The following is a 21,607-nucleotide window of genomic DNA, read 5'->3' on the forward strand; positions in this document are numbered from 1 at the left end:
ATTTTATGAGAAGCAGCATCTTGATTTTATTGTTTTTGATTGTTCATCTTACCCAGATGAAGGCACAGGACTTTACTGAAAATTGGACGGGTTATTTCTCATACAATACCATTACAGCAGTAGCAAAAGCTAATACTAAAATTTATGCAGCCGCTCAGAATTCAGTATTTAGTTATGAGCTTGTTACAAATGAAGTTGAAACGTTTTCTACTGTAAACGGGTTAACGGGTTCTGCTATTAGTGCCATTCATTTTAGTGAAAGCACGGGTATTCTTTTTGTGGGTTACGTCTCGGGAGTGATTGATATTTTAAGACCAAATGGCATAGTCTCTAGCGTAGTTGCCATACGCGATAAACCGGTGATCCTTCCGTCAGAAAAAATAATCAACAGCTTTACCGAATTTGAAAATACCTTGTACATCGCTACAGGCTTTGGGATTTCCTTGTTTGATCTAGCCCGTTTGGAGTTTGATGACTCTTATTTTATAGGAGATAATGGTGCGCGTTTAAATATTGTTCAAACTGCTATTTATGAAGGCTATATTTATGCAGCTTCTCCAACAGGTGGCTTAAGAAGAGCGTTGTCTGCTGCAGAAAACTTAATCGATTTTAATAATTGGGAGACTGTAAATCCCGGGAGTTGGCTAGGAATTCTAACCTTACAAAATGATCTTTTTGGGATAAAAGGAGATCAGACTTTACAGCAATCTGATGGAAACAGCTTCAGCATGATTACTACTTTTGAGACCGTTCCCACATTGCTAAACGCATCAAACAATTCTTTAGTGATTACTTTTCAGGATCGGGTTTTGATATACAACGATGCGGGAGTTTTGACTACTTCGGTTAATACATTTGCTGAATATCCGGATACCTACAACACGGGGTTGGCAGTAGATGGTCAGATTTATTTGGGAACGCAATCTAACGGACTCCTAATCGCTTCAGAAACCAATACAACCAGCGCTTTGCAGATCTTGCCAGATGGCCCTTTGGGTAATGATCCGTTTAATATTGAAGCGGCACCGGGACAGCTTTGGATGGTTTACGGTGATTATTCTTCGACTTATAACCCGTATCCTTTGAAGCAGCGCGGAGTGAGTCATTTAACCGAAGAAAACGGCTGGTATAATATCCCTTTTGAAGAGTTACTCAATACAAACAGCATCACAAATATCACTTACAATCCGGCGGATGCCAATCAGGTTTTTATGAGTTCGTATAATGCCGGGCTTCTTGAAATTTCAGAAGAAATACCGGTGCAGTTGTACGATGAGACAAATAGTGGACTGAGCGATATTTCGATTAATCCCACAGATGTGCGCATAAATGGAGCTGCTTTTGATCGTAATGGCAGCTTGTGGATGACGAACAGCCTGGTAGAAAATGCTTTGGCGCATAAAACCGGAAATCAGATCGAAGGGATTTCCGTAGCTGATATTTTACCGGATTTTGATCAGGTAAATGGATATTCAGAACTTGTAATTGGGAGGCTGGGGACTATTTATTTTGGTTCTTCAAACCGCGGATTAATAGCATACAATCCTGATGCAGAGAGTTTTCAGCTTTTAAATGCAGAACGTTCCAATTTGCCCTCAGATAATGTGCAGACCTTGGCTATAGATGCAAACGGCACGTTATGGATTGGTACCACTTTAGGGCTGCGGATTTTAGTAAATCCGGCGCAGGTTTTTGAAAATCCGGAGGTGCAGACGCAACCTGTGATTATAGAAGAGAATGGTGTTGCTTTAGAATTGCTTAACGATCAGGTTGTACAAACTATCGCCGTTGACGGAAATAATAATAAATGGGTAGGAACGGTAAACAGCGGTGTGTTTCAGTTCAGCGCTACTGGTCAGGAAACCTTACAACAGTTTAATCGCTCCAATTCGCCACTTCCTTCTAATACGATTCAGGATATCAGCATCGATAATGCGTCTGGTGAAGTTTTTTTTGCAACGCCATTAGGTTTGGTTTCTTTTTCAGGAACTGCGGTAAGTGCGCAAGAAACTTTAGAAAAAGCACGGGTTTTTCCCAATCCGGTTCGTCCTGATTTTAACGGGCAGGTCACTGTTGATGGCTTAACAGATCGAGCGAATGTAAAAATCACAGATTTGAACGGAAATCTGGTTTATGAAGAAGTCTCGCAGGGCGGGAGTATTCAGTGGGATACGACTGCTTTTGGAAGGTATCCGGTAAGATCTGGGGTTTATTTTATCTTAATTACTGCCGAAGATGCTGTGGAAACTAAAATTGTTAAACTGATGCTTATTCGCTAATGCTAGTCAATACCAAAGCAATTGTAATTTCAGCATTAAAATATGGCGAGGCAGATCTTATTGTGCGTTGTTTTACCGAAGAAGCCGGTGTTAAATCATACATTTTAAGACGTATTTTAAAATCAAAAAAGGGAAAGCTTCGTACCGCTATGTTTCAGCCGGCAACCCAGTTAGAACTTGTCGCGATGCATAAAGATAAAGGTACCCTTGAGAGCATTCGCGAGGCAAAAGTGATACAGCCTTATATAAGTTTGCACACAGATATTTTAAAATCGAGTGTCGTGCTGTTTCTTTCTGAAATGCTGCGCAATGCGATACAAGAAGAAGAGGAGAACCGGGCACTATATGCTTTCTTAGAACACGCGTTTCTTTGGCTTGACCTGCATCAACAAACGGCCAATTTTCATTTATTTTTCTTGCTTGAACTCACTAAATATTTAGGTTTTTACCCGGACACTTCTGCTGTTGAAAATGCGCATTTTAATTTAGAGACGGGCACTTTTGAATCCGTTGAGCGTTTTTACAGTATTTCCGAAGAAAATTTACAAACCCTAAAAGCATTGTTGGGTATAAATTTTGATGCACTCTCTGGTGTAAAACTCAATCAGAAAAGGCGAGCAGACTTTGTAAATATGCTGTTGGCCTATTATGAATTGCATTTACACGGCTTTAAAAAACCTAAATCACTGGCTGTTCTCAGTTCACTTTTTAACTAACCCTAATTGATGAGATTAACGATTACCCTACTGTTTTTTAGTTGTTTCATGAGCTTTTTGCAGGCCCAAACTATTAAAGTTTTGGATCAAGAAACTCAGGAGCCTGTAGAAAATGCTGTGTTATACACTATCGCAAAATCTACTTATGTAGTGAGTGGGGCAGATGGTACAGCAGATATCTCAGCATTCAGCAAGTCTGAAACAATTATAGCAACCCATGTTTCTCATCTCACGCTAAAAACCACAAAGGCTGCGCTCATTGCTAAAGGAAATGTACTCTATTTGGCGGATAATGAAAACGAGCTGAATGAGGTGGTGCTTTCAGTCTCAAAATTTGAGCAACGAGCTAAAGGTGTTTCGCAAAAAGTAGTGAGCCTTGATGCAGAAGATATAGCGCTTAAGAATCCGCAAACGGCAGCAGATTTTTTAACGCAGAGCGGACAAGTTTTTGTTCAGAAAAGTCAGTTGGGCGGTGGTAGCCCAATGATACGTGGATTTTCTACAAACCGGTTGCTTTTAACGGTTGACGGTGTGCGTATGAACACCGCTATTTTCCGTTCCGGAAATCTGCAGAATGTGATCAATATAGATCCGTTTACTATAGATCAAACTGAAGTTATTCTAGGTCCGGGTTCTGTGGTTTATGGAAGTGATGCTGTTGGAGGGGTAATGAATTTTTATACGAAAAAACCGGTTTTTTCTTTTGGAGAAGGCACTGCATTTTCCGGCATGGCTCTTACCCGATATGCAACGGCAAATAATGAAAAAACAGGTCACGTTGATTTTAATATCGGCTCCAAAAAATGGGCGTTTTTAACCAGTATAAGCTATTCAGATTTTGACGATTTGCGTATGGGCGGGAGCGGTCCGAGCGATTACTTGCGTCCCGAATATGTTGTCACTCAAAATGGCGTAGATGCCATTGTTGAAAATGAGAATCCCCGTGTACAAACACCTACCGGTTTTGATCTCATAAACCTTACTCAAAAAGTGCGTTTTATGCCGAATAACATTTGGGATTTTAATTTGGGACTGCATTACAGTACTACTTCAGATTATGCGCGCTACGATCGGTTGACGCGTAAACGTAACGATCAATTGCGTTCGGCAGCCTGGTATTATGGTCCGCAAACCTGGTTTATGGGGAATTTACAAATCGACAAAAAAGGGAACGGTGACTTTTACGACGAAGCAAAACTTACCGCTGCCATTCAATATTTTGAAGAAAGCCGTAACGATCGTGATTTTGGCGATCCTATACTTTTTACTTCACAGGAACAGGTAAATGCCTATTCTTTTGATCTGGATTTTACTAAAAAATTGGGTGATAACCGTCTTTTTTATGGAGTGGAATATGTGTATAACAAAATAGGTTCCTACGGAAAACAAACCGATATCGAGTCTGGTGCCGAAACTGCAACGGCTAGCCGATATCCTGATGATTCCAGCTGGCAATCACTGGCTGCGTATTTAAGCGGACAATTCAATCTAGCTGAAAGCTTAACCTTGCAAACGGGCATGCGCTACAATCCTATTTTGATCAATGCGACCTTTGAGGATACCTTCTATGATTTCCCGTTTGAGGATGCTGATGTGAGTTTTGGAAACCTCACCGGTAATGCAGGATTAAACTGGCAAACCACAGAAAATTTCAATTTAAAACTGAATTTAGGCACTGCTTTTAGAGCGCCCAACATTGACGATATCGGAAAGATTTTTGACAGTGAACCCGGTTCTGTTGTGGTTCCCAATCCTGATCTAAAAGCAGAATATGCTTATAATGCTGAGTTGGGAGCGACTTGGAGAATTGGTGAAAAATTACGATTGGATGTTGCGACCTATTATACCCATTTAAATAATGCTCTGGTGCGTCGGGATTTTAATTTGAATGGCCAAATCACAATAGATTACCAGGGAGAACCCAGTAATGTACAAGCGATTCAGAATGCTGCGCGTGCCAAGGTTTATGGGTTTGAAGCCGGTCTTGAATATTTATTCAATAAGCATGTAAAACTGACTTCAAACCTTACAATCACCGAAGGCAGTCAGGAAGAAGATGATGGTAGCTCAGCACCTTTGCGTCACGCAGCACCTTTGTTTGGAAGCACCCACCTGATTTACCGACTTAAAAAATGGAAATTTGATGCTTCAGTGGAGTATAACGGGCAATTTGATTATGATGAGTTGGCGCCTTCTCAGCAAAACAATGCATACCTCTATGCACTGGATGCAGATGGAAATCCTTATTCCCCCAGATGGTATACCCTGAATTTATATAGCGAATACCAAATCGCCCAAAACTGGAAAGCCACTACCGCATTAGAAAACATCGCAGATCAGCGCTACCGTCCCTATTCATCGGGCATTGCTGCAGCGGGTAGGAATTTGATTTTGGCGGTGAAGTATACGTTTTAAATATATCTTGTAGTGATGAGTAAATTATGTTTTGTATTCTTTTTTTAGTTTTTGTAGCCTGTGATTTATCTAATACGTCGGAAACTAAAAAAATATTAAGTACAGAAAAAGCTATAAATACAGAAATAAAAAGTGATAAAGCACTTAATCGTGGTTTTATTAAATTAGATAAAGAAAATTATATTTCTCAAAACACACAATCAATATTAAAAAAGAGTTCACTATCAAATAACAGATTAATTAAGTTAGGAGATTTAGAGCCACCCTATAAAATAATTAAACATAGGGGAAATGATACTTTAATAATAATTAAGAATATGGATACAGTATTCTTTAAAATGATTGATTATTCTAAAGACAATAAAAACGATCCCACATTTAAAGATTTTTTAAAAGGATTCTTTGGTAACTAAAATTTGATATTAAAAGCCCTCTAAACCGGCTTAATCAATGCGTTTTTAATCACCTCACTCCAGATTGCATAGCTTTTTTGTAGAGGTGCAATCCGTCTGACCTATGCAGCTTTAGTTGACTAGTACCTGTACTGTATAGGCTGTGTGTATGCATTATCTATACTTTATCTATACATTATGTACGGGTGAACGTCGGGTGAACCTCGGGTAAAGTACGGGTGAACTATGAGTGAACCTTAACGAGATTAGAATCACTTAGAAGTCAGGAGTAAATATATGCAACTCTTGAACTGAAGTTAAAGTCTTAAACTAGAAAATTGAGGTAAACCGCTCTAATAAAAAACATTTAACCAGAGAATATGAACACTGTGAAGAGCATCAAATATACACTATTTTTAAGCCTTTGTCAATCGATATTCATAAAAGGGAGTTTTCAGTTTAACTTCTCAGAATTGCTGAATTTGTAACCAGCTAAATGTATACTTCCACTTTTTCGGGTTTTGTATTTACTCGATAATCGAGATTTAAATATTCCGAGGCTTGCCTCGAAGTCAAAAGCTGTTTCCTTTTAAAGCCTTGCGAGCCTGCTTTTATTAGACAGGCTTGTCCTAAGGTAGATTGCTAATACGCCCTAGTACTCGTTTTAATTTTTAAGGAATGGGGTGAATGAGATAAGATTTTCCCATATGAACCACTTCTTTTTACGGATTTATAGTCAATGAGATTATCACTGTATTAACCCAGGTTTTTATAGGGTTTTTTCTAATCTAAATTCCGTAATTTTGCACACTTATTAGAAAACGCATATCATGAGCACAAAGTTTCCTGAATATAAAGGACTTGACCTGCCTAAAGTGGCTGAAGAAATTTTAGCCTACTGGAAGGAAAACGACATCTTTGAAAAAAGTATTTCAACGCGTGAAGGCAACGACCCCTATATCTTTTTTGAAGGTCCGCCATCTGCAAACGGAATGCCTGGTATTCACCATGTGATGGCGCGTGCGATTAAGGATATTTTTTGCCGTTTTCAAACCCAAAAAGGAAAGCAGGTAAAACGTAAGGCCGGTTGGGATACTCACGGTCTTCCGGTAGAACTGGGTGTGGAGAAAGAATTGGGGATTACCAAGGAAGATATTGGAACAAAAATTAGTGTTTCAGAATATAACGAAGCTTGTAAGAATGCAGTAATGCGTTACACGGATGTGTGGAACAACCTTACGGAGCAAATGGGCTACTGGGTAGATATGGAAGATCCATACATCACCTACAAGCCTAAATACATGGAAACCGTATGGTGGCTTCTGAAGAATATTTACGATAAAGGCCTTATTTATAAAGGTTATACAATACAACCCTATTCTCCAAAAGCAGGAACCGGTTTAAGTTCGCACGAGTTGAACCAGCCCGGAACGTATCAAGATGTGACTGATACCACGGTAACAGCACAGTTTAAAGTGGTTGAAAATGATACGTATAAAGCCTCTCCGTTAGCTGCTTTTGAAGGGCAAAAATACTTGATGGCGTGGACGACTACTCCGTGGACGTTGCCTTCAAACACAGCGTTAACCGTTGGTAAGAAGATAGATTATGTATTGGTTAAAACTTTTAATCAATATACGTTTGAGCCTATACAGGTGGTTTGTGCTAAAGCTCTTGTGGGTAAACAGTTTACTAAAAAGTTTTTTGCTGCGGAAAGCGACGAAGATTTTACAAACTTTAGTGAAGCAGGTAAAAAGATCCCGTATCGGGTTCTATCTGAATTTAAAGGAAGCGATCTGTTGGAATTACATTATGAGCCGGTGATTGATTATGTGCAGCCGCATGACAATCCGCAAGATGCTTTTAGAGTAATCGCCGGAGATTTTGTGACTACAGAAGACGGTACCGGTATTGTGCATACGTCACCAACTTTTGGGGCTGACGATGCTATGGTTGCTAAGCAGGCAGAACCTCCCGTACCGCCTATGCTTGTCAAAGATGGTAACGGGAACTTAGTACCGCTTGTAGATCTTCAAGGGCGTTTCCGACCGGAGCTTAAAGAGTTTGGCGGTAAATATGTGAAGAATGAATATTACGACGACGGCGAAGCACCTGAGAAAAGTGTGGATGTCGAGATTGCAATAAAACTCAAGGAAGAAAACAAAGCCTTTAAGGTTGAAAAGTATGTGCACAGTTATCCCAATTGCTGGCGTACAGACAAGCCTATTTTATATTATCCATTAGATTCCTGGTTTATTAAAGTGACCGATGTGCGCGACCGCATGCACGAGTTAAACCTGGGCATCAACTGGAAACCCAAAGCAACCGGGGAAGGTCGTTTTGGCAACTGGCTCGCCAATGCCAATGACTGGAACTTATCGCGCTCGCGTTATTGGGGAATTCCATTGCCTATTTGGAGAACCGAAGATCGTAAAGAAGAATTTTTTATCGGTTCGGTTGCTGAACTAAAAGAAAAAATCACAGAAGCTGTAAAAGCAGGTGTGATGGATAGTGATCCGTTTGCCGGTTTTGTGCCGGGTGATATGCGTGAAGCAAATTATGATTTAATCGACCTGCATAAGAATGTGGTTGATGAGATTAAGTTGGTTTCGCCAAGCGGAAAAGAGATGCATCGTGAGTCTGATTTGATTGACGTTTGGTTTGACAGCGGAAGCATGCCGTATGCACAATGGCACTATCCTTTTGAGAATAAAGAGAAAGTTGAAGAAACGTGGCGCAAAGCAGATTTTATCGCAGAAGGTGTTGACCAAACGCGTGGATGGTTCTACACGTTACATGCAATTGCAACAATGACTTTTGACGATGTTGCGTATAAGAATGTAGTTTCAAACGGATTGGTTTTAGATAAAAACGGACAAAAAATGTCTAAGCGTTTAGGTAACGCTGCAGATCCTTTTGAAACATTGAACACCTACGGTCCTGATGCGACGCGCTGGTATATGATAAGCAACGCAAATCCCTGGGATAATTTGAAATTTGACCTTGACGGAATCACCGAAATACAGCGTAAGTTCTTTGGTACCTTATACAATACCTATTCGTTCTTCTCGTTGTATGCCAATCTGGATAACTTCAAGTATGCTGAAGCAGATATCGAGTGGAAAGACAGACCAGAGATTGATCGCTGGATTCTTTCAGAATTACACACGTTAATTGCTCAGGTAGATAAATTCTATGCAGATTATGAGCCTACTAAAGCGACCCGTGCGATTTCAGATTTTGTACAGGAGAATTTAAGTAACTGGTTTGTGCGTTTAAGCCGTCGTCGTTACTGGAAGGGTGATTATGCGCACGATAAGATTTCGGCATATCAAACCCTTTATCAGTGTTTAGTGACCGTTGCAAAATTAGGAGCTCCGGTAGCGCCATTTTTTATGGATCGCCTGTATAAAGATCTTAATGGTCTTACGCAGTTAGAAGCTTCAGAAAGTGTGCATCTGGCAGATTTCCCGGTGAGTAATGCAGCGTTTATAGCTACAGCTCTGGAGCATAAAATGCAGAAAGCACAGACGATATCTTCATTAACGCTTTCGCTTCGCGCAAAAGAAAAGATAAAAGTACGTCAGCCTTTGCAGCGTATTATGATACCGGTTTTTGATGAAGCACAACGTGCAGAAATAGAAGCTGTTCAAGATTTAATCAAGTCTGAAGTTAATGTTAAGCAAATAGAGCTCATTGATGATGCTTCGGGTATCTTGGTTAAGAATATTAAGCCTAATTTTAAAGTGTTGGGGCCACGCTTTGGTAGCGCTATGAAAGGGGTTGCAAATGCTATTAACGCGATGACTGCTGCAGATATCGCAACTATTGAAAATCAGGGGGGAATCACTGTGGACATTAACGGAAAAAGTGTTACTTTGGCGCCCGAAGATGTAGAAATAACTTCCCAAGATATTGAGGGGTGGTTAGTTGCAAGCAGTGGTTCATTAACTGTAGCTTTAGACGTTACTTTGAATGATGATTTGCGAAATGAAGGAATTGCCAGAGAACTGGTAAATCGTATTCAAAACTTAAGAAAAGATTCTGGTTTTGAAGTGACCGATAAAATAGAAGTACAATTACAACGTAACGGCAAGGTCGAGCAAGCCGTTAGCGAGAATTTAGAGTATATTAAAACGGAGACGCTCACCGCAAAACTCGAAGTTGCAGAGCAAGTTACTAACGGTATAGCCATTGCATTTGACGACGTAGAAACAAAGCTGGCTATAAAAAAACAGTAAATAGATTATGGCAGCAGATATCAAAGAACGTTACAGCGACGCAGAATTAGAAGAATTTCGCGTGCTCATTCAGCAGAAGATAGATAAGGCTCAGAAGGATCTGGATCTTATTAAGAGTGCTTATATGAATGACGGTAACAACGGTACCGATGATACTTCACCTACATTTAAGGCTTTTGAAGAAGGTAGTGAAACGATGAGCAAAGAGGCAAACTCTGCGCTTGCAATCCGTCAGGAAAAGTTTATACGTGACCTTAAAAACGCTTTAAATCGTATACAAAACAAAACCTATGGTATTTGTAGAGTTACGGGTAAGCTTATCAACAAAGAGCGTTTAAAATTAGTTCCTCACGCTACATTGAGTATTGAGGCTAAAAACATGCAGAAGTAAGCGACATCAACATATTTTTTAAAACGCTTCAGGAGTTTCCGGAGCGTTTTTTGTTTAAAGAATTTTATGTTTAAATCTCGTTTTCTTCTTTCTGTAGGTTTTCTATTTGTTGCGCTAACTTCAGTTTACAGTCAGAAGCAAATGCTGTATACACAGCCTGCAGCTGGTCTGGAAGGTGTTTTTGTGAATTCTGATGAGGTGTTTCAAATTCACGTTCAGAGTGTTGAAACAAATGCTATTGAGCTGAAAGCCGAAATAGAAGGTGAAACTTTTGAAACCGTTTTATTAGATACATATATAGAAAACGGATTGTGGGTGATACGCACCAAACGCGCTCCAGGATTTCAAAAGATAGATGATAAACTGGCTGCGCATAAGGTTTTGTCGGTTGTTCTGAATATTGAAATTCCAAAAAACAGAGCGTTTTGGGTAGATTCTTCTTTGGCTTCGGTTGAGCTGACTGGTCTTTTTAAGTATATAAATCTGAATCTTTCTGGAGGTGATTGTAAGCTGAATGCTTTTCGCGGAAGCGGAATTGTAAATACATTAAGAGGAAGTATTGAGGTGGAAACCGAAGATAATCAGATAGAAGCGGTGACCAGACATGGGAGACTCCAAGTAGCAAATAACGCCTATGGAAGTCAGCACTTAAATCTCAAAAGCGTAGATGGCGATATAAGAGTCACCCAGTCTGAATAAATTAATTATTTTTACGCGATAGTCGAAACTAACATGCTTTAAAGCATGTCTTAAAGTTAAGCTGTTATTTCGATATAATACTTTGAGGGTTTGTCTCAATTAATAAAAAGCACATGTCATTAAAAAAGGCCGTAGGCATTATACTTCTTATTTTACTTATTGATCAGGTTAGTAAAATTTATATTAAAACACATTTTGTCTTACAGGATCAGGTAGTCGTTTTTGACTGGTTTAGAATACTATTTGTAGAAAATGAGGGAATGGCCTGGGGTGCAAAAATACCTGGTAATTATGGTAAAATAATTCTTACATTATTTAGAATAGGTATTCTGCCATTAATAGGTTACTGGCTTTATGATAGCGTGAAAAAAAATGCTTCAAAGATTCTTATTGTAGGGATCTCTTTAATTTTCGCGGGTGCTTTTGGAAATATCATAGACTCTATTTTCTACGGAGTTGTCTTTGACAGCAGTGCGGGACAATTAGCCACCTTTATGCCAGAAGACGGGGGGTATGCCGGTTTGTTTTATGGGAGGGTTGTAGATATGCTTTATTTCCCCATCTGGGAAGGTTATCTTCCGGAGTGGTTACCTATCTGGGGCGGTGATTATTTCACCTTTTTTAATGCAGTATTCAATATTGCAGATATGGCGATTAGCACTGGAGTAGGGCTTTTGTTAGTATTTAATAAAAGAGCTTTTGCAAAAGAAAAAAGTTAAGCGTTTATAAAGTGATTGTAAATTTAGTACCGTAACCCGGTTTGCTTGTTACATCTATTTTTCCGCCTAGAGCTTCTACTTCATTTTTAACGATAAATAATCCTACAGACTGACTGTTATCATTATTGTCAAAATTACGTGTCATATGAAAGATCTGATCGGTCTTGCCTTCTAGATCGTAGCCCTTTCCGTTATCTTCTATTATGAGCGAAAGTTTTTTATTGTTTTCTAAACAGTAGGCTTTGATCTCCGGTTTTCGATTAGGACTTTTATTGATGATACCGTTTTTGATAAGGGTGTACAGGATGTTGTTTAGAAAGTCCGGGTTGTATTCAATCGTTGGTATTTCAGAAAAATCAGAATAGAGGTAGGCTTCCTCTTGCTCAGTTAAAGGCTGAAGTTTGGTTCTAACACGTTCAAAAGCATCTTCAAGGTGAATGGTTTTTAAAGGTTCTGATGCTTTATTCTGAATTGATACCACTTCATTAAGTCTCGCAACGGTTCCATTTAGACTGGCAGCTATCTGCTTAAAATTATTGAAGAGTTCTTTTTGATCTTGTGGCAGTTTGTTGCTATCTACAAGTTCGCTGGTAAGTTCTAAATTGTTAACATGTGATTTGATATTGTGAGAGACGTAGTTGGCAAATGTAAAGAGACGCGAGTTGTTGGCTTCAACAGTTTCAATGGCTTTTTCAAGCATGAGTTCCCGTTCTTTTTCTTGATCAACGTTTACAATAACACCTTTTAATCCGATTATTTTATTGTTTTTATCCAAAACAGGTTTACTAATCGCGTGTGCCCAAAAGGTCTGATTAGTATAGGTGACCATCTTTATAACTTCGTCAAAAACAGGCTTTCCAGATGAAAGATCTGTAAAACTTTTGATTACCGTATCATGATAATCCATATCAAAAAAATGAAGTGCATGTTTAAGAGAAGGCTTGTAATGCTCAGGGGTTTTAAGAATCGTCTTCATTTGCTTGTCAAAATAACTCTTCTTATTGATGAAATCTATATGCCAACCTCCGGCGCCAACCATTGCAGCAACCTGTTCATAATAAAAGCTTTCCTCTTGATTTTGAGTCGGTGATACGGTTTTTTTTTTCATAAATGAAAAAAAACCGCTTTGAGGTTTGTTCGACATAGCACTGTGTACGTTTGAAATGGGAGGTTGAATATAGCAAAAAAATCGCTGTCGTGTTAAAACGTATGTATTTTATTAGGTGTAATACAATGGGTTAACTTAATATCGTTGTTGTCAGCCGGGAGTTCCTTTTCGGCTTCAAAAAAAGAGAGACCTATTTTTAAACAATCAGGTTTACAAGAAGATAGAAACCTGTCATAGAAACCTTTACCGTAACCCAGTCGGTTTCCTTTTGCGTCAAAAGCAAGCAGAGGTACAAACACAACATCAAGTTGTGACGGGTCTATGACAATACCTCCCTGAGGTTCTGGGATGCCCCAGTTGTTAACTTTTATCAACGTATTGTCTGTAAGTAAAAAGTGACGCATTGTTGAATTTGTAAAATCACTCTGTGCTATGACACTATTTTTGTCTTTACCATTAAGAATATTGAGTATATAGTCGGTATTGACCTCTTTAAGCTTTTCAATAGTTAGGAAAATGTGGTAGAATTCAACATTCCAGATCGGTAATTTTAAGAGCTGATTGGCAATATCAATGCTCTTGTTGTCGCATTCTTCGAGGCTTAAGGATTCGCGTAAGCTTTTATATTTTTTTCTGAAAAATGCCTTATCCATTTGTTTTGTTAGCTGTTGAAATATGAAAAATAGCATCGCCCTGATAAACTAGTGAAGCTTCGTTAGTATTTATAATATACCCATCATTGGAAGCTTTTACCTTATGTCTGAAAAATCCGTAGGGATCTGTGATTGTCGCTATGATTTCATTTTTTTCTACAAAGTCTCCGCAAGTAGTTTTTAGATGTAAAAGGCCGCTGTATTTAGCTCTAATCCACGTGCTGCTTTCAATAGTGATAGCTTTATTATTGAATTCTGGCGGAGTAAAATCTTTAGAAAGCATATCAAGATGCTTTAATATACGCATCGCACCGTGCACCCCTTCTCTGGCGATATCTTTATCACTAATTTGAGATTTTCCACCTTCAAAAAGCAAAACAGGAATATTCATTCTTGCGCAGGTAGACCGATACGATTTCGGAATATTTTTTGAATACACAATAAAGGGTGCGCCAAAAATTTTAGCCAATTCCATAAGTTCAGAATCGCTGGGATCTACTCGTATTTGAGCGACATTAAAACGACTGCCGCCACCGGTATGAAAATCGAGACAATAATTAGCTACGGGTAAAATTTTTGTTGAAAACTGATGCGCGAACCTACTCGCTAAAGATCCATTACGGGTACCCGGAAATACCCGATTGAGGTCCCGGCCATCTGGGAATGCGCGTTCCATATTGAGAAATCCAAACACATTAATTACGGGAATACAAATGATGGTACCGCGTGAAGGCTTGTTTATTTTTTTTGAAATAACCTGTCGTACAATTTCAACCCCATTAATCTCATCCCCGTGAATGCCTGCAGTTAGTAACACGCAAGGTCCGGGCTTTTTAGAGCGATTAATAATTATAGGCACTTCTACCGAAGTAGTCGTGTAGAGTTTTGCCAAATTAAAGTTGAGCGTGCGCTTTTCGCCGGGTTTGATCTTTTCACCCAGAATGTGCAATATGTTTTTATCATCAAATCCTGTCATAAATTAGATTCCGCGTTCGATGTAACGTATCACGTTTTTGGCGATGTCTTTTCCTGTTGCTTTCTCAATACCTTCGAGACCCGGTGAAGAATTCACTTCAAGAATAAGCGGTCCGCGTGCACTTTGAAGCATATCAACACCTGCAACTCCTAACCCCATTGCTTTTGCGGCTTTTATAGCAGCATTCTCTTCTTCATCAGAAAGTGTAATCACTTCTGCAGTACCACCGCGGTGAAGATTAGATCTAAACTCACCTTCTTTTCCCTGGCGTTTCATAGCTCCCACAACCTGACCATCTATAATAAATGCTCTAATGTCTGCACCTTTAGCTTCTTTGATAAATTCTTGCACGATAACACGCGCCTGTAAACCATTGAAAGCTTCAATAACAGATTCTGCTGCGTTTTTAGTTTCGGCTAAAACCACGCCCAGACCTTGTGTACCTTCCAGCAATTTTATGATTAAAGGAGCACCGCCTACGTGGTCTATGATTTCTGCCACGTCTCTACTGTAATTGGTAAAAACAGTTTTAGGCAAGCCTAATCGTGCTCGTGATAAAATCTGTAAACTCCTCAGTTTGTCACGGCTGCGTACAAGAGCTTGAGATTCGGTTGTGGTAAAACAGCCCATCATCTCAAACTGGCGCACTACTGCGGTACCATAATAAGTTATAGAAGCACCAATTCTTGGGATTATCGCATCGGTTTCAGAAAGGTATCTTCCTTTATAATAAACCGATGGTTTTTTCTTTTCTATAATTAAATCGCACTTGAGCGGATCTATAACCTCTACGTTGTGCTTGCGTTTTTTAGCAGCTTCAACAAGTCGCGCAGTGGAATATAAGTTTCCGTTTCGGGATAATATTTTTATGTTCATAAGGCTTTCTGAGCGTGAGAGACATCGGTCAGTTCGGTGTCTACGATAAATTTTTTAGTAAGGAATTTGCGGCCTATTAAGACAGGAAAGCGCATATCTTCCCGCGAACTTAAAGTCAGGGATATTTTAAAGAGTTTTTCAAAAACCCTGATGTTGCTTTGCACCACATAACGGTATTGTATCTCGCCATTACTGCTTTTAACAGCTGTAATATCATAAGATTCAAAACGCATTTCTTTACCGTTATATTCCGGATGTTTGGGATCTAAAAACGTGCACAGCAAAACATTGTCTTCTTCACGAATGTGGTTGCAGTGTATTGAAGATGTGTAAGCGCCTGTGTCAATTTTAATATCGATATCATTCAAGCCAAGAGCAGGAAAATCTGCTCGGTCTGTGCGTCCTATTACTATCTTCTCCATGCATCGCAATTTACTAAAAGCATATTTCTTTTTGAGTTGGGGATATTTAAAACTAGGTTAAACAATTTTAAAGGTAGTTGTAATGTCTTACAATTAGGGTGTAAATATAACACCATAATCCATCAGCAATTTAATCTGATACCTAGAGTTTATAATTTTTTTAGCCAGTAAGAAGCCGTAAATTTGGTTTGCATGAAAATCCTTGATTTAGAAATACAACTAAAGACCCTGCCTAACAGCCCCGGCGTTTATCAATACTATGATAAGAAGGGGAAGTTGCTTTATGTAGGTAAAGCAAAAAACTTAAAAAAAAGGGTCTCTTCTTACTTCAATAAAAAACACGACAATGCTCGTACACACCTGCTGGTAAAAAAAATAGCAAACATTAAACATATTGTGGTAAACAGTGAGACCGATGCGCTCTTACTGGAAAATAATATGATTAAAAATTACCAGCCGCGTTATAATGTGATGCTTAAGGATGATAAGAGCTATCCTTGGATTTGCATTAAAAACGAGCGGTTTCCCAGAGTTTTTCCCACGCGTCGTTTACTAAAAGATGGTAGTGAATATTACGGTCCGTATACCAGTATGAAGACCGTGCACACGTTGCTCGATCTTATAAAAGGACTTTATCCGCTGCGTACTTGTAACTACGATTTGTCTAAAGAAAAGATAGAATCCGGGAAGTATAAAGTTTGTTTAGAATATCATTTAGGAAACTGTTTGGGCCCATGTGAGGATAAAATTTCTGCGGAAAGGTATCATGATAATATTGATGCTATACGTGATATTGTAAAGGGAAATTTTAAAGATTCGCTGCACCGCTTTCGTTCACAAATGAAAGCGCACGCCGAAGCGATGGAGTTTGAAGACGCCCAGCGTATCAAAGAAAAAATAGACGTTTTAGAAGGCTATCAAGCAAAGAGTACGGTTGTAAACCCTTTGATTAACAATGTAGATGTTTTTAGTATCGTGTCTGATGAAGGATATGGCTATGTCAATTTTTTACAGCTTTCTCATGGGGCGATTATCCGCTCGCACACACTAGAACTTAAGAAGAAGCTTGATGAGTCTGATGAAGAATTACTGGCAATAGGAATCATAGAAATCAGACAGCGGTTTAACTCGCAATCTTCAGAAATTTATGTTCCGTTTAAGTTAGATCTGGGAGATGGCATACGGGTTACAGTACCCAAACTGGGAGACAAAAAACGTATTGTAGAGTTGTCTGAGCGTAACGCCAAATATTTTAGGATGGAACGCTTTAAGCAAACCAAAATCATAGACCCTGATCGTCATGTAAATCGACTTATGGCTCAGATGAAGTCTGACTTAAGACTTTCGGTAGAACCCAGGCATATAGAGTGTTTTGATAACTCAAACATACAGGGAACAAATCCTGTAGCGGCCTGCGTTGTGTTTAAAGACGGAAAACCCAGTAAGAAAGATTATCGTAAATTTAATATCAAGACTGTAACGGGGCCTGATGATTTTGCGTCTATGGAAGAGGTCGTCTTTAGAAGATACAGACGTTTGCTGAATGAAGATGAACCCTTACCACAGCTTATTATTGTTGATGGCGGAAAGGGGCAACTTTCTTCTGGAGTAAAAGCTTTAGAAGCATTAGGTCTGCGTGGTAAAATAGCAATCATAGGTATTGCAAAAAGATTAGAAGAGTTATTTTATCCGGGTGATTCGATTCCGTTGTATCTTGATAAAAAAAGTGAAACGCTTAAAGTGATACAACAATTGCGGAATGAAGCGCACCGGTTTGGGATAACCTTCCATAGAAATAAACGGAGTAGTGCTGCTATTACTACAGAATTAGAAACCATAAGTGGAATTGGAGAAAAAACCGTGGTTGATTTGCTGCGGCATTTTAGATCGGTAAGTAAAGTGAAAGCTGCCAAAGAGGAAGCTCTGGCAGAAGTTATAGGCCCTGCAAAAGCAAAGATTATTTATACGCATTATCATCAGGAAGAATGAAAGCACACCACTGTCTACTCGTTTTAGTTTTATTAAGTTGGGCAACTTATGCGCAAGACAGTACGAGTATAGATTTCAGTAAATTTCCTAAGGGTGAAAATCTAAAAGTTGGTCTGGTTTTAAGCGGTGGCGGTGCAAAAGGTTTAGCGCATATAGGTGTGCTTAAAGAGATAGAAGCAGCGGGAATCAAAATAGATTATATAGGTGGTACGAGTATGGGAGCGATTATAGGAGGTCTCTATGCTTCAGGATACAATGCACATCAATTAGATTCTATTTTTGAAGCGGTAAATTTTGACAAGCTTATACAAGATGATTTACCCAGAAGTGCACGGTCTTTTTATGAACGAGCAGATGCCGAAAAGTATGCCATCAGTTTACCATTTGATCATTTTAAAATTTCCTTTCCTTCTGCGCTGTCTAAAGGGCAAAACATCTACAATCTTTTTACTGAATTAACACATCACGTTCAGGAGGTCAATGATTTTTCAAAATTGGAAATACCCTTTTTTTGCATAGCAACAGATGCTGAAAAAGGCCAGGCCATTGTTTTAGACCAGGGCTGTCTTCCTGAAGCAATCACTGCCAGTGGAGCGCTTCCTTCCTTATTTAGTCCGGTGATTTTAGATGATAAAATTTTGATAGACGGTGGTGTTGTGAACAATTATCCGGTTGAAGAATTGCGCAGAAGGGGTGCTAATTTTATAATAGGTGTTGATGTGCAGGATGACCTGAGAGGTAAAAGCGAGCTCAAAAGTGCTCCAGAAATGCTTCTTCAAATCAATAATTACCGCACTATTGAGGCTATGAAGCATAAAGTAGCTCAAACCGATATTTATATTAAACCCAATATTGCAGGGTTTACCGTTGTTGATTTTGATAAAGGTGCAGCCATAATTAAAGGCGGAGAAGAAAAAGCTAAAGAGTACGACTCTGATTTTAGAGCGCTTGTTCAACTTCAGCAAAAAGAATTTACAAAGCCTCCATTAAAAATAAACGAGACTGATACGCTTATGATAAGAAGTGTAGGTGTTGATGGGAATACCTATTATACCCGCTCGTATATTTTAGGAAAGTTGAAGATTAAAACTCCGGCAAGAACCACTTACGGAGCTTTATTTGATGGTATTAATAATCTGGCAGCAAGCAATAACTTTCAGCGGATTAATCACAAGTTAGAGCGGTACGATGATGGGCAGTATCACTTGGAGATCAATCTGAGCGAAAGCGAAGCAACAACCTATATTAAAGCAGGCATTCACTACGATGATATTTATAAAAGTGCCGCTTTGATGAATGTTACTAAGAAGCGCGTTTTATTTAAGAATGATATAGCTTCATTTGATCTGGCTCTGGGTGATAATATTAGGTATAACTTTGATTATTACAGTGATAATGGATTTTATATTGGTTTTGGTTTACGATCTAATTACAACAGCTTTGAGCGTAAAATAGATGCGCGTTTTGTAGAACAGGTAAGTGATTTGCCTCTAGAAAGTTTCAATGCTATAACAGTAGATTATACAGATTTAACCAATCAGGTGTATCTCCAGACCTTGTTTCAAAAACAATTCTCATTGAACTTGGGATTAGAACATAAATTTTTAAAAATTGATACAGAGAGTGTGCGGTTGATGGACGACCCAGATAGTAAAGTATATTTTGATAACAGTCATTACTACAGTACTTACGGCAATTTATTGCTTGATACTTTTGACAATAAATACTTCCCAACTTCGGGCTGGTATTTTAATGGAGACTTTCATTTTTATATGTTTTCTTCAGATTACAATAAAAATTTTGAAGAATTCTCTATTGCTCAAGCGCAAATCAAATATGCAAAAACACTATTCCCAAAATTTTCGATGCTTATAGATACAGAAGGAGGTTTTAAAATAGGTGCAGCAAGTAATTCTACATTAGACTTTGTTTTGGGAGGTTGGGGTAATGATTTTGTAAATAATCTGGTTTCCTTTTACGGTTATGATTTGATCAGTATTTCTGGTGATGGTCTGCTTAAGACACAAATCAATTTTGATTATAATTTTTACCGAAAAAATCATCTGAATTTTGGAGGTAATTTTGCGAATATAGAAAATGACCTTTTTACTTCAGGTAACTGGCTTAGTACTCCAGATTATACAGGCTATTATCTAGGTTATGGTTTAGAGACCCTAGTTGGGCCACTTCAGACCAAACTCTCGTATTCACCAGAAGTTGATAAGGTATTTTGGAACTTCAGTTTAGGATTTTGGTTTTAAGAAAAAATTAGTCCTTTTAGGCATCTGTTTTACGATATTTGTACTAAACGATAACGTTTGCGAATAAAAATATAAATTATGCCTTTCTATCATAAACTTGGTGCTATTCCGCATAAGCGTCACACCCAATTTAGAAAAACAGATGGAAGTTTGTATTACGAGCAGCTATTTGGGACTATAGGTTTTGACGGGATGTACAGTAATATGTATCACGAGCAACGTCCTACTCAGGTTAAAGAAATTAAAGAGATTAAAAATGTTGCGCCAAAAGTTGCCCGGGCAAATCACATACAATCCTACCGATTTAGAGGCTTTGAGATTAAACCAGAAGCAGATTATCTTGACAGTCGCAAACCGGTTTTGACTAACAGTGATTGCACAATAATTTTAGCTGCACCTCAAAATAAAACTCAAGATTACTTTTATAAGAATAGCGATGCAGACGAACTTATTTTTGTGCATCGTGGTAGTGGTAAATTCCGCAGTCATTTAGGGAATTTGGACTTTAAATATGGGGATTATATAGTAGTGCCTCGCGGCACTATTTATAAAATGGACTTTGACGATAGCGATAACCGTTTGTTTATCGTAGAATCCCGCCACCCTATTTATACCCCAAAACGCTACCGAAACTGGTTTGGTCAGCTTTTAGAACATTCCCCTTTTTGCGAACGCGATTTGAGAAGACCGTATGAGCTGGAAACCAACAACGAGACCGGTGATTTCCTGATGAAAATCAAAAAGCAGGACGATCTGTTTGAGGTGATCTATGCTTCGCATCCTTTTGACGTGGTTGGGTATGACGGTTACAATTATCCGTATGCATTTTCCATTCATGATTTTGAACCTATAACGGGGCGTATTCATCAGCCGCCACCGGTGCATCAGACTTTTGAGACCAGTGCATTTGTGGTGTGTAGTTTTTGTCCGCGTAAGTATGATTATCATCCAGAGAGCATTCCGGCACCTTACAATCACAGTAATATAGACAGCGATGAGGTTTTGTATTACGTAGATGGTGATTTTATGAGTCGTAACGATATTGAGGCCGGGCATATCTCATTGCATCCCGCGGGTATTCCGCACGGACCACACCCTGGAGCCACAGAGCGAAGCATCGGCAAAACAGAAACCGAAGAATTGGCGGTTATGGTAGATACCTTTAAACCCCTGCAAATCTGTGAAGATGCCATGCCAATTGCAGATGAGAGCTATTATAAGTCATGGTTAAGCCCCCCAACCCCCAAATTGGGAGCGCATAAGAAGTAGATAAATATAATATGCCAATCTGAAATTGATAAAGATTAGAAGCTGTTACCTGCTTACCGCTGTATCTTTTTACCGTGCTCCAATACAATTTGCTCTGGGAGCAAATCACTCAGCAGTCGGCAAAAAGGACGCCGCTGCAATCAGGGCTAGTTTAATTAGCCAATTAAGGAATTAGTAAATTCAGTTAAATAAGAGAAGCTA

Annotated in this window: 16 protein-coding genes; 11 read left to right on the forward strand and 5 right to left on the reverse strand. The window is 38.9% G+C overall.

What is annotated here, in order from left to right:
- Nucleotides 1–5 precede the first annotated feature (5 nt).
- The 8 genes from porZ (at nucleotide 6) to BUB91_RS01500 (ending at nucleotide 11,852) form a co-directional block, all read left to right on the forward strand.
- Nucleotides 6–2,279 carry a type IX secretion system anionic LPS delivery protein PorZ gene (porZ, locus tag BUB91_RS01465; RefSeq protein ID WP_073096081.1) on the forward strand — a complete coding sequence of 758 codons (2,274 nt, stop codon included), beginning with the start codon at nucleotides 6–8 and terminating at the stop codon, nucleotides 2,277–2,279.
- Complete coding sequence (gene recO / locus BUB91_RS01470) at nucleotides 2,279–2,995, forward strand: DNA repair protein RecO (RefSeq protein WP_073096083.1); 717 nt, start codon at nucleotides 2,279–2,281, stop codon at nucleotides 2,993–2,995. The genes porZ and recO overlap by 1 nt, the downstream gene beginning before the upstream one ends.
- Before the next feature lie 9 nt (nucleotides 2,996–3,004).
- Nucleotides 3,005–5,410 (forward strand): TonB-dependent receptor, encoded by a 2,406-nt coding sequence (locus BUB91_RS01475; protein WP_073096086.1) that lies wholly within the window; start codon nucleotides 3,005–3,007, stop codon nucleotides 5,408–5,410.
- Between the two features lie 26 nt (nucleotides 5,411–5,436).
- Nucleotides 5,437–5,823: a hypothetical protein gene (locus tag BUB91_RS01480; protein WP_073096088.1), complete on the forward strand. Its 387-nt coding sequence runs from the start codon at nucleotides 5,437–5,439 to the stop codon at nucleotides 5,821–5,823.
- 809 nt (nucleotides 5,824–6,632) lie between these two features.
- On the forward strand, nucleotides 6,633–10,043 hold the full coding sequence (gene ileS / locus BUB91_RS01485) for an isoleucine--tRNA ligase (protein ID WP_073096090.1): 3,411 nt from the start codon (nucleotides 6,633–6,635) through the stop codon (nucleotides 10,041–10,043).
- Between the two features lie 7 nt (nucleotides 10,044–10,050).
- A complete protein-coding gene (locus BUB91_RS01490; protein ID WP_073096093.1) occupies nucleotides 10,051–10,434 on the forward strand; it encodes a TraR/DksA family transcriptional regulator in 384 nt (127 codons plus the stop codon).
- A 66-nt stretch (nucleotides 10,435–10,500) separates the two neighbouring features.
- The gene (locus BUB91_RS01495) at nucleotides 10,501–11,133 is read left to right on the forward strand and encodes a DUF4097 family beta strand repeat-containing protein (RefSeq protein ID WP_073096095.1); all 633 of its coding nucleotides are present in this window, start codon (nucleotides 10,501–10,503) and stop codon (nucleotides 11,131–11,133) included.
- A 113-nt stretch (nucleotides 11,134–11,246) separates the two neighbouring features.
- Nucleotides 11,247–11,852, forward strand: a complete 606-nt coding sequence (locus tag BUB91_RS01500) for a lipoprotein signal peptidase (protein WP_073096097.1) — start codon at nucleotides 11,247–11,249, stop codon at nucleotides 11,850–11,852.
- A gap of 4 nt (nucleotides 11,853–11,856) precedes the next feature.
- Here BUB91_RS01500 and BUB91_RS01505 read toward each other — a convergent pair whose 3' ends face one another.
- From BUB91_RS01505 to BUB91_RS01525, 5 genes are all read right to left on the reverse strand, one after another.
- Entirely contained in the window at nucleotides 11,857–12,960 is a 1,104-nt protein-coding gene (locus BUB91_RS01505) for a PAS domain-containing sensor histidine kinase (protein ID WP_164917810.1), read from the reverse strand.
- 92 nt (nucleotides 12,961–13,052) lie between these two features.
- The gene (locus tag BUB91_RS01510; RefSeq protein WP_073096101.1) at nucleotides 13,053–13,613 is read right to left on the reverse strand and encodes a 5-formyltetrahydrofolate cyclo-ligase; all 561 of its coding nucleotides are present in this window, start codon (nucleotides 13,611–13,613) and stop codon (nucleotides 13,053–13,055) included.
- Complete coding sequence (locus BUB91_RS01515) at nucleotides 13,606–14,589, reverse strand: succinylglutamate desuccinylase/aspartoacylase family protein (protein ID WP_073096103.1); 984 nt, start codon at nucleotides 14,587–14,589, stop codon at nucleotides 13,606–13,608. The genes BUB91_RS01510 and BUB91_RS01515 overlap by 8 nt, the downstream gene beginning before the upstream one ends.
- A 3-nt stretch (nucleotides 14,590–14,592) precedes the next feature.
- Nucleotides 14,593–15,465, reverse strand: coding sequence for a 30S ribosomal protein S6--L-glutamate ligase (gene rimK / locus BUB91_RS01520; RefSeq protein WP_073096105.1), 873 nt, complete (start codon nucleotides 15,463–15,465; stop codon nucleotides 14,593–14,595).
- Nucleotides 15,462–15,887 (reverse strand): ATP-dependent zinc protease family protein, encoded by a 426-nt coding sequence (locus BUB91_RS01525; RefSeq protein ID WP_073096107.1) that lies wholly within the window; start codon nucleotides 15,885–15,887, stop codon nucleotides 15,462–15,464. The genes rimK and BUB91_RS01525 overlap by 4 nt, the downstream gene beginning before the upstream one ends.
- Before the next feature lie 192 nt (nucleotides 15,888–16,079).
- On the opposite strand from BUB91_RS01525, the gene uvrC reads away from it, so the two are divergent.
- The 3 genes from uvrC to BUB91_RS01540 all read left to right on the forward strand — a co-directional run bounded on the left by uvrC (nucleotide 16,080) and on the right by BUB91_RS01540 (nucleotide 21,406).
- A complete protein-coding gene (uvrC, locus tag BUB91_RS01530; protein ID WP_073096109.1) occupies nucleotides 16,080–17,876 on the forward strand; it encodes an excinuclease ABC subunit UvrC in 1,797 nt (598 codons plus the stop codon).
- The gene (locus BUB91_RS01535) at nucleotides 17,873–20,137 is read left to right on the forward strand and encodes a patatin-like phospholipase family protein (protein WP_073096111.1); all 2,265 of its coding nucleotides are present in this window, start codon (nucleotides 17,873–17,875) and stop codon (nucleotides 20,135–20,137) included. The genes uvrC and BUB91_RS01535 overlap by 4 nt, the downstream gene beginning before the upstream one ends.
- 78 nt (nucleotides 20,138–20,215) lie before the next feature.
- Nucleotides 20,216–21,406 carry a homogentisate 1,2-dioxygenase gene (locus BUB91_RS01540; protein ID WP_073096113.1) on the forward strand — a complete coding sequence of 397 codons (1,191 nt, stop codon included), beginning with the start codon at nucleotides 20,216–20,218 and terminating at the stop codon, nucleotides 21,404–21,406.
- Nucleotides 21,407–21,607 lie beyond the last annotated feature (201 nt).

It is taken from the genome of Leeuwenhoekiella marinoflava DSM 3653, from assembly GCF_900129005.1.
Classification (GTDB): Bacteria; Bacteroidota; Bacteroidia; order Flavobacteriales; family Flavobacteriaceae; genus Leeuwenhoekiella; species Leeuwenhoekiella marinoflava.